Genomic DNA, 12,450 nt, shown 5'->3' with positions numbered 1-12,450 from the left:
AATCTAGACCCTTGCAGAGATTCTCGCTGGCTTGATGATTGCGCCGCAAAGTCTTTCCTGGCAACCGCTTATTGACGATTTGCAAAGTGATTTCACCGTTCGTCTGAACGTAAGCCAAGCGTCTGGCGCTCTGATTTACTAAATTACAGGCGTGACACGACAGCTTTGCGTCAAAGGCACGACGCATCGGTTGATGCAGTTCAAGGAATTTTTCGCTCGAAGGGGCGAGGTGCAGGGAGGCTGGAAGCGATGGCCAGAGTCATTCTGGAGATCGATACGCAACTGTATCGATTGTTGAAGGCATCCGCCGAGACCAATCATTTGAGTCTCGAGGAAGAGTGCTGCCGGCGTCTGGAAGGGGCCGACCGGCGCTCACGTTATCTGCAAGCGCTGTTGGCAGAACTGCGCGCCGAGGATGAACAACGGCGCGCCAATTCCCGATGATTACTTCTTCTTGGCCGGGGTCGCTTTCGGGCAATCCGATTCCTGATAACTGGCGGAGCCGACGGCGCGGTTGGTCTTCACTTCAGTGAAGTCGTAACGCATGACTGCGCCCTTGGCCATCAGTTTGCGGTACGAGGGGTTGTTGCACACAGAGGCGCCAAGCTGGAAATACACCGCTTTTGGGTCTGCGCGCATCTTGTCGGCGTGGCTGCTTTGCACGCTCAAGTGATTGATCAGCGTCTTGCCTTCAACGGTGTAGCCCTGATCAAGAATGTCTTCGTTGATCGCCCGTGGAGTGCCAACACTGCTTTGTACGGCGACATTTTGCAGCTCTCTGTTGAGATTCTGCTCACTCAAGGATGCAGCCTGAGCGCTAAAGGACGACGCCAGCAAAATGGCAGCGGTGGGAACGATAAGGCGCAGCATGAAACTCTCCTGGTTCAGTGACTGGTGATTCGACCCGTCACATGACTGTGCGTTCAGTGGCGCAGAATTATAGGGGAGGAGGCCTGGGCGGTACAGGCTTGCACCGGCTGCTCTGATAAACTGCCGCGACTTTTTGCCCTTGCGAGTGTTTTTCGTGTCGATTTTCCATCCCCAGCGGTTTTGCCTGCGATGAACACTGTCACCCTGCGCTTTGCCGCAAACGCCGTCGCCCGCTTGCGCGACCAGCGAGAGGAGGAGGGCATCAAGCCGATCCAGGCTCGAGGCTGGAGGGCGCCGCGATGCCGTGATTGCCGCGTGATTGAAAGTCATTGCCTGTGTGCCTGGCGCCCGTTGGTCGAAGCCCGCTCGGGCGTGTGCCTGATCATGACCAACAAAGAAGTGTTCAAGCCAAGCAACACTGGTTGGCTGATTGCCGATGTGGTGCGCGATAACCATGCGTTCATCTGGTCGCGTACTGAAGTCGATCAGCAACTGTTGGCGCTGTTGTCCGATCCGCAATGGCAGCCGTATCTGGTCTTTCCGGGGGAATACGTTGAACCCGAACGCGTCACCAACAGCGTCGAGACCGATAGCACCAAGCGTCCGCTGTTCATTCTGCTGGACGCCACCTGGACCGAAGCCCGCAAGATTTTTCGCAAGAGCCCGTATTTTGATCGCTTGCCGATCTTGAGCCTGCTGCCCGAGAAGCTGTCACGCTATCGACTGCGCCGTTCCACCCGCAGCGAACATTTGTGCACCGCTGAAGTGGCTGCACTGTGTCTCGATCTGGCCGGTGATACCGAGGCCGCGTCAGCGCTGGACGCTTATTTCGACGTGTTCAGCCAGCATTATCTGGACGCGAAAAACCAGCTGGACATGAACCTCGCCACACCGGCCCACGCCGAGCTGATGCCGTTTATTCATAACGACGTCCCCGCCGTGTCCTGATTGTCGCCCATACTGCAAAGAACTGTACCGGTTATGCATCTTGACCACCCCGGTTTCGCTGGGCATGCTTGGCGCCGATTAGGGCGCGGCCATCGTTTGATACGCCGTATTTTTACGTGAATAGCCATGTGATTGGCGTTGAACGTGCCCTGTTGGTGCATCTGCGTGGCTGCACCTGGAGTTGTTTGAAAAACAGGATCATTTGAAAAATGGCCACATACGAAATCCTGATTGCCGATGACCACCCTCTTTTTCGTAGCGCGCTGCATCAAGCGTTGACCCTGGGCCTAGGCCCGGATGTCCGTCTGGTGGAAGTGGCGAGCATTGCCGAGCTGGAAACCCGTCTGGATGAAAAGGCCGATTGGGATCTGGTGCTGCTGGACCTCAACATGCCGGGGGCTTACGGTTTTTCCGGGCTGGTGCTGTTGCGCGGCCAGTACCCGCAGATTCCGGTGGTCATGGTCTCGGCCCAGGAAGAGGCCTCGATCATGGTGAAATCCCGCGAATTTGGCGCCAGTGGCTTCATTCCCAAGTCCAGTGACCTGAGCGTCATCCAGAAAGCCGTTCGCGCGGTGCTCGACGGCGATGTGTTCTGGCCGCCTCAAGCGTTCGAAGCGGTGAGTGTTTCCGCAGAAGCCAAGGCCGCCAGTGAAGGCCTCGCCAGCCTGACGCCCCAGCAATTCCGGGTGTTGACCATGGTCTGTGAGGGCTTGCTGAACAAGCAGATTGCTTACGAGCTGAGCGTTTCCGAAGCGACGATCAAGGCGCATGTCACGGCGATTTTTCGTAAGCTGAATGTGCGTACCCGCACCCAGGCCGCGCTGCTTCTGCAACAACTTGAGTCAATTTCGAGCCACTAAGTATTGGCTTATTCACGCTTTTTTGACTTTGGTTGATCTAGTTTCCCCACTCTTTTTTTGGTCAGTTGCCCACCCTATGTCACCTTTCAAAGGCCAAACCGGCCTAAAACGTATCCTTAACGCCTCCGGTTACTCGCTGGACGGTTTGCGCGCAGCCTTCACCGGCGAAGCGGCTTTTCGGCAACTGGTGCTGCTGAATGCCATCCTGATCCCGCTTTCGTTCTTTCTGAACGTCAGCCGTGTCGAACAGGCGTTGCTGATCGCGGTCTGCCTGTTGGCGTTGATTGTCGAATTGCTCAATTCGGCGGTGGAAGCGGCCATCGACCGCATTTCCCTTGAGTTGCACCCGCTGTCCAAGAACGCCAAGGACATGGGCAGCGCCGCTCAGCTCGTGGCGTTGAGCATGATCGCGCTGGTGTGGGCGGTGATTCTGCTTTAAGCGATAGTGGGCAGGACGATCTCGTCGCTGCGCTGAACCCCGGCGGTGAACGCGCGGCACAGGTCGAGAAACTCGCGCATCGCCGAGGTCTGATATTTCTGTTTGTGCCAGATGAAGTAGAACTGTCGCGCCAGGTCCAGATCCGGCGTTTCCACCGGCACCAGGCTGCCACGGCGGAAGGCATCGCGCAGTGCCAATCTCGAAATACAGCCAATCCCCAATCCCGACTCTACCGCGCGTTTGATCGCTTCGGTGTGTTCCAGCTCGAGTCGGATATTGAGTGTGCTGCGATGGTGACGCATCGCCTGGTCGAAGGTCAGCCGTGTGCCAGAGCCTTGCTCGCGCAGGATCCACGCCTCGTGGGTCAGCTCCTCCATGCTCGCCTTCCCGCGCTTGGCCAATGGATGCTGAGGCGCACAAAAAACCACCAGTTCGTCCTCGACCCAACTTTGCACTTCGATGTCCGGGTGGCTGCAGTCGCCTTCGATTAGACCCAGATCAATTTCGTAGTGAGCGACTTGTTGCACGATATTGGCTGTGTTTTGTACATGCAGCTTCACCTGGCTTTCGGGATGGCGTTGCATGAAGCTGCCGATCAGCAAGGTCGCCAGGTAATTGCCAATGGTCAGGGTCGCGCCGACCGCCAGGGAGCCGAAACCGGACTTGCCGTTGAGCAAGTCTTCGATTTCCTTGGCCTGGTCGAGCAGCGCCACGGCTTGTGGCAATAGCTGCTTGCCCAAGGCGTTAAGGCTCAGCCGTTTGCCGGCGCGGTCGAACAGCTGGCAGCTGGACTGGCGCTCTAGCTCGGTGATCGAGGTGCTCGCCGCCGATTGCGAGAGGTTGAGCAAGCCCGCGGCACGGGATACGCTTTCCTGCTGGGCGACAGCGACGAATACTTGAAGTTGACGGAGAGTAAATCGCATATCTATATAACCGATAACCCTTATCTTAATAATCCATTTAACAGATATTGTCGCTGCCATTAGAATGCGATGCAATTGCGCACATCATCGGCGCAGGCAAATCTCCAGGAGTCCCACGTACATGAGCAACATGAACCACGAGCGTGTCCTCAGTGTTCACCACTGGAACGACACTCTGTTCAGCTTCAAGTGCACCCGCGATCCGGGCCTGCGCTTCGAGAACGGTCAGTTCGTGATGATCGGCCTGCAGCAGCCCAACGGCCGGCCACTCATGCGCGCGTACTCGATTGCCAGCCCGAACTGGGAAGAGCATCTCGAGTTCTTCAGCATCAAGGTGCCTGATGGCCCGCTGACTTCCCAGTTGCAGCATCTGAAGGAAGGCGACGAGATCATCATCAGCAAGAAGCCTACCGGCACCCTGGTGCTGGATGACTTGAAGCCTGGCAAACATTTGTACCTGCTCAGCACCGGTACCGGTCTGGCGCCGTTCATGAGCGTCATCCAGGACCCGGAAACCTACGAGCGTTTCGAAAAAGTGATCCTGTGCCACGGCGTACGGTACGTCAATGAAGTCGCTTACCGCGAGTTCATCACCGAGCACCTGCCGCAGAACGAGTTCTTCGGCGAAGCGCTGCGTGACAAGTTGATCTACTACCCGACCGTGACCCGCGAGCCGTTCGAGAACGAAGGTCGCCTGACCGACCTGATGCGCAGCGGCAAGCTGTTCAGCGACATCGGTCTGCCACCGATCAACCCGCAGGACGACCGCGCCATGCTGTGCGGCAGCCCGAGCATGCTCGACGAGACCAGCGAAGTGCTGAACAGCTTCGGTTTGAAGGTTTCGCCACGGATGCGCGAGCCGGGTGACTACCTGATCGAGCGTGCGTTCGTCGAGAAGTAAGCACAACGCCTGACGGCTTTGCTTTCCCTGTGGGAGCGAGCCTGCTCGCGATAGCGGTGTCTCAGTCAGCATTACTGTCGACTGACACACCGCTATCGCGAGCAGGCTCGCTCCCACAGTGGTTTCTGGCATTCAGGTGTTTGCGGGAATGACTTCCAGGACGCGGATCACGCCGGCTTCGGGATAATGCCAGCGCACATCCAGATCCCAGAATTGCGCCCCGTATTCGCGCTCCGGCGCAGGAATCTGGTACGCCGGTCGCGGGTCTTGCGCCAGACATTGCTCGATCAGTGCCACCAACGGCTCTTCAAGGCGCTGAGCATGGCTATGAGCCTGTTGCAGCGCTGAGTCCGTCCACTGCACGGGAATCAACGATGGTGCGGCGCTGGCGATGCTATTGGACGCTGTGTCGATGATGTCCGCGTAAGGCACATACGGTTTGATGTCCAGAATCGGCGTGCCGTCGAGCAGGTCTATTCCCGATATCCACAGTCGATTGGCTTCAACCTTGTCCAGCTTCACCACGGATTGACCGATGCCATTGGGTCGGTGTGTCGCGCGGGTGGCAAACACGCCCATGGATTTGTTGCCGCCCAGACGAGGCGGGCGGACTTTCAGGCGGGGTTTTTCTTCAAGGGCTTGATGAAACAGGAACAACAGCCAGACATGGCTGACCTGCTCCAGGCCATGCACCGCATCACCCTGATCGAACGGCGCTACCAGCTCCAGAACGCCGCGAGCGGCCGGGGCCAGTTGCGGCTGGCGCGGTATGGCGAATTTCTCCTTGAAACAGGAGCGCACGAAGCCGATAGGGGAAACGCTGTAGGTCATGGTCTGGGGTCGAGACGGGTAAGAGGCGGGCATGATAACCCACGCATTGATCGTTCCCATGCTCCGCGTGGGAATGCCTCATTGGACGCTCTGCGTCCGCCTTGGGACGCGGAGCGTCCCGGGCTGCATTCCCACGCAGAGCGTGGGAACGATCATTGGGGGAGATCAGAGACTAAACCCACCATCCAACGGAATGATATTCCCGGTCATATACGCGCCCGCCGTACTCGCCAGGCTGATCGCCAGTGCCGCCATCTCTTCCTCCCGGCCCCAGCGCTTCATCGGTATCAGTGCCGTATCGTCCGCCAGCGCCTGCTCGTCATTGCCAATGTGCTGGGTCATCTTGCTCGGGAAACGCCCCGGGGCAATGACGTTGACGTTGATGTGCTGGCTCACCAGTTCCCGGGCCAGGATTCGCGACAGTTGATGCAGGGCCGCTTTACTCGGGCCGTAGGCATACGCCTCTTCACCAAAGGAAGAAATCCCGGCGACCGAGCCGATATTGATGATTCGTGCGGGGTTCGCTGGCGAACCGGCCTTTCGCAGCAGCGGCAAAAACTGCTGGATGCAGTTGAACACCGACGTCACGTTGAGCTGCATGACCTTCTCCCAGCCCTTGACCGGGTAACTTTCAAGCGGCGCGCCCCATGTGGTGCCGGCATTGTTCACCAGAATGTCCAGCTGACCGATCTGCTCACTCAGGTGCGCCGCCAATTGCTGGACGCCTTCCTCATGAGCCAGATTGGCCGCTACCGCATGACACACCCCGAAGGCGCTCAGCTCATCGGCGGTTTGCCGGCAGGCCTCGGCATCACGGGCACACACATAAACGCTGGCGCCGGCCTCGACATAGGCCTTGGCGATCATTTTGCCGATACCGCGGGTGCCGCCGGTCACCAGAGCGGTGCGGCCTTGCAGGGAAAAATACGGGTGCATGGCGAGTCCTGAGAGCTGAGGGTCATAACACCCTAGTCGTCAGCCGCCGGAAGCGGAGCCACTATTTTTGCGAGGAATGGGGGGCCATTCGGCCCAGCTGCAAGCTACAAGCTTGCAGCTTGCAGCTTGCAGCTTGCGGCTGCCTTTAGGCTCTCACTCGAAGAGTGAGCCCCTTGAGGAAGTTGCGCAGCAACTGGTCGCCGCACGCCCGGTAATTGCTGTGGCCGACCTTGCGGAACAGCGCGCTCAGCTCGGGCTTGGACACCGGAAACTCGGAAGCCTTGAGGATGGCGTGCATATCGTCTTCTTTGAGTTCGAAGGCCACGCGCAGCTTTTTCAGGATGATGTTGTTGGTCACCGGCACTTCAATCGGTTGCGGCGGACGGCTTTCGTCCTTGCCGCGCTTGAAGATCACCAGGCCGTCGAGGAAATGCGCCATGACTTCGTCCGGGCAACGTACGAAGCCTTCTTCGTCTTCCTCTTTCTTGTCCAGGTATGTCAGCAGGTCTGCCAGGGTGACGTCCATGCCGCCGAGCTTGATGATCTCGATGACTTTCTTGTCGCTGATGTCGAGCATGTAGCGCACGCTGCGCAGTACGTCGTTATGGATCATGGTGTGCAGTCCTGATATTCAGCAGTGGGCGCCGCATAAACAGCGGCGCCGAAATGTATGGCGGCGTGAAAAGTCTTAGAACTTCTCTTTACCGGACAGGTAGCGCCATTGCCCCAGCGGCACTTTGCCGATGGACACTCCGCCAATGCGGATGCGGCGGATGGCGACGACCTTCAGGCCGACGGCCTGGCAAAACAGGGCGATCACGCCCGGTTGTGGGTTCTTCATCGCAAAGCGCAGGCGATTTTCGTTCTGCCAGCTGGCCTTGACCGGCGGCAGTTCCTTGCCCTTGTAAGTCAGGCCGTGGTTCAGGCGGTTGAGGCCGTGAGCCACCATGTCGCCTTCAACCTCGACCACATACTCTTGCTCGATCTTGGCGGAATCGGCAGTGAGTTTGCGCAAGATCTTCCAGTCCTGAGTGAACACCAGCAGACCGCTGGCGTTGGCTTGCAGGTCGGTGCTGGCGGTCAGTCGCAGGAAGTGGCCCTTGAGCGGACGTTTGCTGAAGCGGTGTTCTTCGCTCAGGGTCTCGGCGCTGATGGTGGCCATCGCCGTTTCCGCGTCCATCCCGGCCGGCACGTTGAACAGGATAGTCACCGGCTCTGGCGCGGTGGCCTTGGCTTCCGGGTCGAGCTCGACTTTCTGGGTGTCGACCTTGAACTGCGGCTCGTCGATGACTTCGCCGTCCACGGTGACCCAGCCGCCCTCGATGAACAGCTCAGCCTCCCGACGGGAACAGCCGACGAGTTCGATGAGGCGTTTGGAGAGACGAATCGGGTCAGTCATGACAGGGCCGTAACAAAAAAGGGGTGGGCATTGTACCTGCGTGGCGCCGGTTAATCCCGGCTCCATTTGCCGCATGTGCTTTTAATGTTGTGTCAGCCATTGCGCGTCAATGGGTGCGCCTGGCGCAAGCGCATATGCAACAACGGATAGGGCTGGCCCATGCCATCGAGTTCCGAACGACCGATCACCTCAAAGCCTTGCTTGAAGTAAAACCCCAGCGCCTGCGGGTTCTGTTCGTTGACGTCCAGCTCATCGGCGTTCAAATGTTCCATGGCATAGCGCAGCAACTGCTTGCCCAAACCCTGGCCGCGATGGGCCGGGTCAATGAAGAGCATTTCGATCTTGCCCGCTGCGACCCCGGCAAATCCGGTGATGCGCTGGCGCGTGTCCCTGGTGCAGATCAGCATCACTGCGTCGAGGTAGCGGGTCAGCACCAGGTTCCTCAGCAGTTCGATGTAGCTGTTTGGCAGGAAGTCATGGGTCGCGCGCACCGAGGCTTCCCAGACGCGCGTGAGTTCTTCGTAGTCGCTCTGTTTCGGCGTGTGGATGACCGAGTGTTGGCGCATGGCCGGCTGCCCCTTTTACCGTTGATTGTGCGAGTCCTTTCTTCCACAAAACGATAGACGTAAAAAAGCCCCGCATCTCGTGAAAAGAGCGGGGCTCTGTGTGTTTTTTACGTTTAGATCTGTTCAGCCCACAGGTCGTATTCGTCGGCGTCGGTCACTTTGCACCAGACCTTGTCACCCGGCTTGAGGTTGCTGCCGTTGTCGATGAACACGTTGCCGTCGATTTCCGGGGCATCGAAGAAGCAGCGGCCGACCGCGCCTTGCTCGTCGACTTCATCGACCAGCACTTCGATCTCGCGGCCGATGCGCAGTTGCAGGCGCGCCGAGCTGATGGCTTGCTGGTGCGCCATGAAGCGGTCCCAACGGTCTTGCTTGACGTCGTCCGGCACGATGGCCGCGTCCAGCAGGTTGGCCGGGGCGCCTTCGACTGGCGAGTACTGGAAGCAGCCGACGCGGTCCAGCTGCGCTTCGGTCAGCCAGTCCAGCAGGTACTGGAAGTCTTCTTCGGTTTCGCCGGGGAAGCCGACGATGAAGGTCGAACGGATGATCAGGTCCGGGCAGATCTCGCGCCAGTTCTTGATGCGCGCCAGGGTCTTGTCTTCGAAGGCGGGGCGTTTCATCGCCTTCAGGACTTTCGGGCTGGCATGCTGGAACGGGATGTCCAGGTACGGCAGGATTTTACCGGCGGCCATCAGCGGGATCAGCTCGTCGACGTGCGGGTACGGGTAAACGTAGTGCAGGCGAACCCAGACGCCGAGTGTGCTCAGGGCTTCGCAGAGTTCGGTCATGCGGGTTTTCACCGGCGCGCCGTTCCAGAAACCGGTGCGGTATTTCACATCGACACCGTAGGCGCTGGTGTCTTGCGAGATCACCAACAGCTCTTTGACGCCAGCCTTGACCAAGCGCTGGGCTTCGTCGAGCACGTCACCGACCGGACGGCTGACCAGTTTGCCGCGCATCGAAGGAATGATGCAGAAGCTGCAGCTGTGGTTGCAGCCTTCGGAAATCTTCAGGTAGGCATAGTGGCGCGGGGTCAGTTTGATCCCTTGCGGCGGCACCAGGTCGATCAGCGGGTTGTGATCCTGGCGCGGCGGCACGGCGTCATGCACCGCGTTGACCACTTGCTCGTACTGCTGCGGACCGGTTACGGCCAGCACGCTTGGGTGTACCTTGCGAATATTGCCTTCTTCGACGCCCATGCAGCCGGTCACGATGACCTTGCCGTTTTCCTTGATGGCTTCGCCGATCACTTCCAGGGACTCAGCCTTGGCCGAGTCGATGAAACCGCAGGTGTTGACCACCACGACGTCGGCGTCCTCGTAGGTGGACACGACGTCATAGCCTTCCATGCGCAGCTGGGTAAGGATGCGCTCGGAGTCGACCAGTGCTTTGGGGCAACCCAGGGATACGAAGCCAACTTTTGGATTGGCCGGCGCGGGAGTGGTGGACATGTCTAACCTCGGTATTTGGGACGCCTCCAGCCGAAGACGGCAAGGCGACAGACGGGCGCTATGTTGCGCCTCTGGTCAAAAAGTGCGCAATTCTAGCGATGAGAGGCGCACTTGACCAGCTTTATGCAGGGAAATACGACGAGTGCTGCGCTATGCTTCGCGCCGTTACGCTTTACCGAATTTTTACAGTCAATAAATCGTCTGTAACCTTAAGTAAAACAGCGCATGCTGCACGGCAAAGCATAGTGCTTCTTATAAGAAGTCCGGGTCTGAGTAGTAGGAGTTTTGGATGGGGCAGGCAAGTAGTCAGGCTGCAAGCGCTGAGCATTCGGCGGCAAAGCCGATCGGCATGCTGGTCGCGGCGGTGGGTGTGGTTTACGGCGATATCGGCACAAGCCCGCTGTACACCCTCAAGGAAGTGTTCTCCGGCGGCTATGGCGTACCCGTCAACCATGACGGCGTGCTGGGCATCCTGGCGCTGATTTTCTGGTCACTGATCTGGGTTGTGTCGTTCAAGTACATGATGTTCGTGCTGCGTGCCGACAACCAGGGCGAAGGCGGGATCATGGCCTTGACCGCGCTGGCGCGGCGGGCGGCGTCGGGGTATCCGAGACTGCGCACCTTGCTGGTGGTCTGCGGACTGATCGGCGCGGCGCTGTTTTATGGCGACAGCATGATCACCCCGGCGATTTCCGTGCTCTCGGCCATTGAAGGCCTGGGCCTGGCGTTCGATGGCATCGACCATTGGGTGGTGCCGCTGTCGTTGATCGTGCTCGTAGCGCTGTTTTTGATCCAGAGTCACGGCACCGCGCGCATCGGCATTCTGTTCGGGCCGATCATGGTGACGTGGTTTGTGGTCCTGGGTGCCCTGGGTGTCCATGGCATCTTCCAGCACCCGGAAGTGTTACAAGCGATAAACCCGGTCTGGGGCGTGCGCTTCTTCTTCGACCACCCGGGCATGGGCGTGGCCATTCTTGGCGCAGTAGTACTGGCGCTGACCGGCGCCGAGGCCCTGTACGCCGACATGGGCCACTTCGGCCGCAAGCCGATTGCCCGTGCCTGGTTCATCCTGGTATTGCCGGCGCTGGTGCTGAACTACTTCGGCCAAGGCGCGTTGCTGCTGGGTGATCCGGAAGCCGCTCGCAACCCGTTCTACCTGTTGGCACCGAGTTGGGCGTTGATTCCGCTGGTCGGCCTGTCGACCCTGGCCACGGTGATTGCCTCCCAGGCGGTGATTTCCGGTGCGTTCTCCCTGACCCGTCAGGCGATCCAGCTCGGTTACATTCCTCGCATGCACATCCAGCACACTTCCAGTGCCGAACAGGGCCAGATCTACATTGGCGCGGTGAACTGGTCGCTGATGGTCGGGGTGATCCTGCTGGTGCTCGGCTTCGGATCCTCCGGCGCCCTGGCGTCGGCCTACGGCGTGGCGGTGACCGGTACGATGCTGATGACCACCGTGCTGGTGTCGGCGGTGATGTTGCTGCTGTGGAAGTGGCCGCCGCTCATCGCGGTGCCGCTGTCGATTGGTTTCCTGTTGGTCGACGGCCTGTACTTCGCCGCCAACGTGCCGAAAATCGTTCAGGGCGGGGCCTTCCCGGTGATCGCCGGTATTGCGCTGTTTGTGTTGATGACCACCTGGAAGCGCGGCAAGCAACTGCTGGTCGAGCGTCTCGACGAGGGCGGATTGCCGCTGCCGATCTTCATCAGCAGTATCGCCGTGCAACCGCCGCACCGCGTCCAGGGCACCGCCGTGTTCCTGACCGCCCGCCCGGACGCCGTACCCCACGCGTTGTTGCACAATCTGCTGCATAACCAGGTGCTGCACGAGCAAGTGGTGTTGCTGACGGTGGTGTACGAAGACATCCCGCGGGTGCCGGCATCACGGCGTTTCGAGGTCGATTCCTACGGCGAAGGCTTCTTCCGGGTGATACTGCACTTCGGTTTCGTCGACGAACCGGACGTGCCGCAAGCGCTGAAACTGTGCCACCTCGAGGACCTGGACTTCAGCCCGATGCGCACCACCTACTTCCTCAGCCGCGAAACGGTCATCGCCTCCAAACTCGAAGGCATGGCGCGCTGGCGCGAGGCGTTGTTCGCGTTCATGCTCAAGAACGCCAACGGCAACCTGCGCTTCTTCAATCTGCCGCTGAACCGGGTGATTGAGCTGGGTACACAGGTCGAGATGTAAGCGACATCAAAAAGCCCCCGTTGCCGTGAAGGTAGCGGGGGCTTTTTTGTGCTCGAGTGCAAACCTTGATAGCAGGGAGAACCAATGTGGGAGCGGGCTTGCTCGCGAATGCAACCTTTCAGGCGGCATCGATGT

14 protein-coding genes are annotated in these 12,450 nt (G+C 59.2%); 6 read left to right on the top strand and 8 right to left on the bottom strand.

The features are described from left to right. Window positions 1–249 precede the first annotated feature (249 nt). Window positions 250–444, top strand: a complete 195-nt coding sequence (locus HNR03_RS06505; protein ID WP_090187710.1) for a hypothetical protein — start codon at window positions 250–252, stop codon at window positions 442–444. Here the strand turns inward: HNR03_RS06505 and HNR03_RS06500 are convergent, their stop codons facing one another. After that, window positions 445–870 carry a quorum-sensing-regulated virulence factor family protein gene (locus tag HNR03_RS06500; protein ID WP_259151663.1) on the bottom strand — a complete coding sequence of 142 codons (426 nt, stop codon included), beginning with the start codon at window positions 868–870 and terminating at the stop codon, window positions 445–447. Between the two features lie 189 nt (window positions 871–1,059). Between HNR03_RS06500 and HNR03_RS06495 the strand changes: the two genes are divergently transcribed. The 3 genes from HNR03_RS06495 (at window position 1,060) to HNR03_RS06485 (ending at window position 3,117) form a co-directional block, all read left to right on the top strand. Beyond that, entirely contained in the window at window positions 1,060–1,818 is a 759-nt protein-coding gene (locus HNR03_RS06495) for a tRNA-uridine aminocarboxypropyltransferase (protein WP_259151662.1), read from the top strand. A gap of 209 nt (window positions 1,819–2,027) precedes the next feature. Next, window positions 2,028–2,678 (top strand): response regulator transcription factor ErdR, encoded by a 651-nt coding sequence (gene erdR / locus HNR03_RS06490; protein ID WP_052966391.1) that lies wholly within the window; start codon window positions 2,028–2,030, stop codon window positions 2,676–2,678. Window positions 2,679–2,754: 76 nt separating this feature from the next. Further along, window positions 2,755–3,117, top strand: coding sequence for a diacylglycerol kinase (locus HNR03_RS06485; protein WP_019580981.1), 363 nt, complete (start codon window positions 2,755–2,757; stop codon window positions 3,115–3,117). On the opposite strand, the gene HNR03_RS06480 is transcribed toward HNR03_RS06485, so the two are convergent. Then, on the bottom strand, window positions 3,114–4,040 hold the full coding sequence (locus HNR03_RS06480; protein WP_222590013.1) for a LysR family transcriptional regulator: 927 nt from the start codon (window positions 4,038–4,040) through the stop codon (window positions 3,114–3,116). The genes HNR03_RS06485 and HNR03_RS06480 overlap by 4 nt on opposite strands. 121 nt (window positions 4,041–4,161) lie before the next feature. Between HNR03_RS06480 and fpr the strand changes: the two genes are divergently transcribed. Further along, window positions 4,162–4,941: a ferredoxin-NADP reductase gene (gene fpr, locus HNR03_RS06475; protein WP_003443014.1), complete on the top strand. Its 780-nt coding sequence runs from the start codon at window positions 4,162–4,164 to the stop codon at window positions 4,939–4,941. A 132-nt stretch (window positions 4,942–5,073) separates the two neighbouring features. Here fpr and tsaA read toward each other — a convergent pair whose 3' ends face one another. From tsaA to rimO, 6 genes are all read right to left on the bottom strand, one after another. Beyond that, entirely contained in the window at window positions 5,074–5,772 is a 699-nt protein-coding gene (tsaA, locus tag HNR03_RS06470; protein ID WP_259152093.1) for a tRNA (N6-threonylcarbamoyladenosine(37)-N6)-methyltransferase TrmO, read from the bottom strand. A 165-nt stretch (window positions 5,773–5,937) separates the two neighbouring features. Next, window positions 5,938–6,708, bottom strand: a complete 771-nt coding sequence (locus HNR03_RS06465) for an SDR family oxidoreductase (protein ID WP_259151660.1) — start codon at window positions 6,706–6,708, stop codon at window positions 5,938–5,940. A gap of 145 nt (window positions 6,709–6,853) precedes the next feature. Next, entirely contained in the window at window positions 6,854–7,321 is a 468-nt protein-coding gene (locus HNR03_RS06460; protein ID WP_090187687.1) for a DUF1456 family protein, read from the bottom strand. 75 nt (window positions 7,322–7,396) lie between these two features. Beyond that, window positions 7,397–8,107, bottom strand: coding sequence for an rRNA pseudouridine synthase (locus HNR03_RS06455; RefSeq protein ID WP_090187685.1), 711 nt, complete (start codon window positions 8,105–8,107; stop codon window positions 7,397–7,399). Between the two features lie 92 nt (window positions 8,108–8,199). Then, a complete protein-coding gene (locus tag HNR03_RS06450; RefSeq protein WP_222590015.1) occupies window positions 8,200–8,673 on the bottom strand; it encodes a GNAT family N-acetyltransferase in 474 nt (157 codons plus the stop codon). Between the two features lie 113 nt (window positions 8,674–8,786). Continuing rightward, window positions 8,787–10,124, bottom strand: a complete 1,338-nt coding sequence (rimO, locus tag HNR03_RS06445; RefSeq protein ID WP_059181533.1) for a 30S ribosomal protein S12 methylthiotransferase RimO — start codon at window positions 10,122–10,124, stop codon at window positions 8,787–8,789. Between the two features lie 289 nt (window positions 10,125–10,413). Here rimO and HNR03_RS06440 point away from each other — a divergent pair, with 289 nt between their 5' ends. Next, window positions 10,414–12,315 carry a potassium transporter Kup gene (locus tag HNR03_RS06440; RefSeq protein ID WP_259151659.1) on the top strand — a complete coding sequence of 634 codons (1,902 nt, stop codon included), beginning with the start codon at window positions 10,414–10,416 and terminating at the stop codon, window positions 12,313–12,315. Window positions 12,316–12,450: the final 135 nt, after the last annotated feature.

This window comes from Pseudomonas sp. JAI111 (assembly GCF_024809425.1).
GTDB lineage: Bacteria > Pseudomonadota > Gammaproteobacteria > Pseudomonadales > Pseudomonadaceae > Aquipseudomonas.
This window is presented reverse-complemented; position numbering and strand designations above follow the sequence as displayed.

Bases quoted from the DNA above. Each gene is read 5' to 3' on its own strand.
- HNR03_RS06480 (WP_222590013.1), bottom strand. From the start codon at position 4,040: ATGCGATTTACTCTCCGTCAACTTCAAGTATTCGTCGCTGTCGCCCAG.
- HNR03_RS06455 (WP_090187685.1), bottom strand. From the start codon at position 8,107: ATGACTGACCCGATTCGTCTCTCCAAACGCCTCATCGAACTCGTCGGC.
- HNR03_RS06500 (WP_259151663.1), bottom strand. From the start codon at position 870: ATGCTGCGCCTTATCGTTCCCACCGCTGCCATTTTGCTGGCGTCGTCC.
- HNR03_RS06505 (WP_090187710.1), top strand. From the start codon at position 250: ATGGCCAGAGTCATTCTGGAGATCGATACGCAACTGTATCGATTGTTG.
- HNR03_RS06460 (WP_090187687.1), bottom strand. From the start codon at position 7,321: ATGATCCATAACGACGTACTGCGCAGCGTGCGCTACATGCTCGACATC.
- rimO (WP_059181533.1), bottom strand. From the start codon at position 10,124: ATGTCCACCACTCCCGCGCCGGCCAATCCAAAAGTTGGCTTCGTATCC.
- erdR (WP_052966391.1), top strand. From the start codon at position 2,028: ATGGCCACATACGAAATCCTGATTGCCGATGACCACCCTCTTTTTCGT.
- HNR03_RS06485 (WP_019580981.1), top strand. From the start codon at position 2,755: ATGTCACCTTTCAAAGGCCAAACCGGCCTAAAACGTATCCTTAACGCC.
- HNR03_RS06450 (WP_222590015.1), bottom strand. From the start codon at position 8,673: ATGCGCCAACACTCGGTCATCCACACGCCGAAACAGAGCGACTACGAA.
- HNR03_RS06440 (WP_259151659.1), top strand. From the start codon at position 10,414: ATGGGGCAGGCAAGTAGTCAGGCTGCAAGCGCTGAGCATTCGGCGGCA.
- HNR03_RS06465 (WP_259151660.1), bottom strand. From the start codon at position 6,708: ATGCACCCGTATTTTTCCCTGCAAGGCCGCACCGCTCTGGTGACCGGC.
- tsaA (WP_259152093.1), bottom strand. From the start codon at position 5,772: ATGACCTACAGCGTTTCCCCTATCGGCTTCGTGCGCTCCTGTTTCAAG.
- fpr (WP_003443014.1), top strand. From the start codon at position 4,162: ATGAGCAACATGAACCACGAGCGTGTCCTCAGTGTTCACCACTGGAAC.
- HNR03_RS06495 (WP_259151662.1), top strand. From the start codon at position 1,060: ATGAACACTGTCACCCTGCGCTTTGCCGCAAACGCCGTCGCCCGCTTG.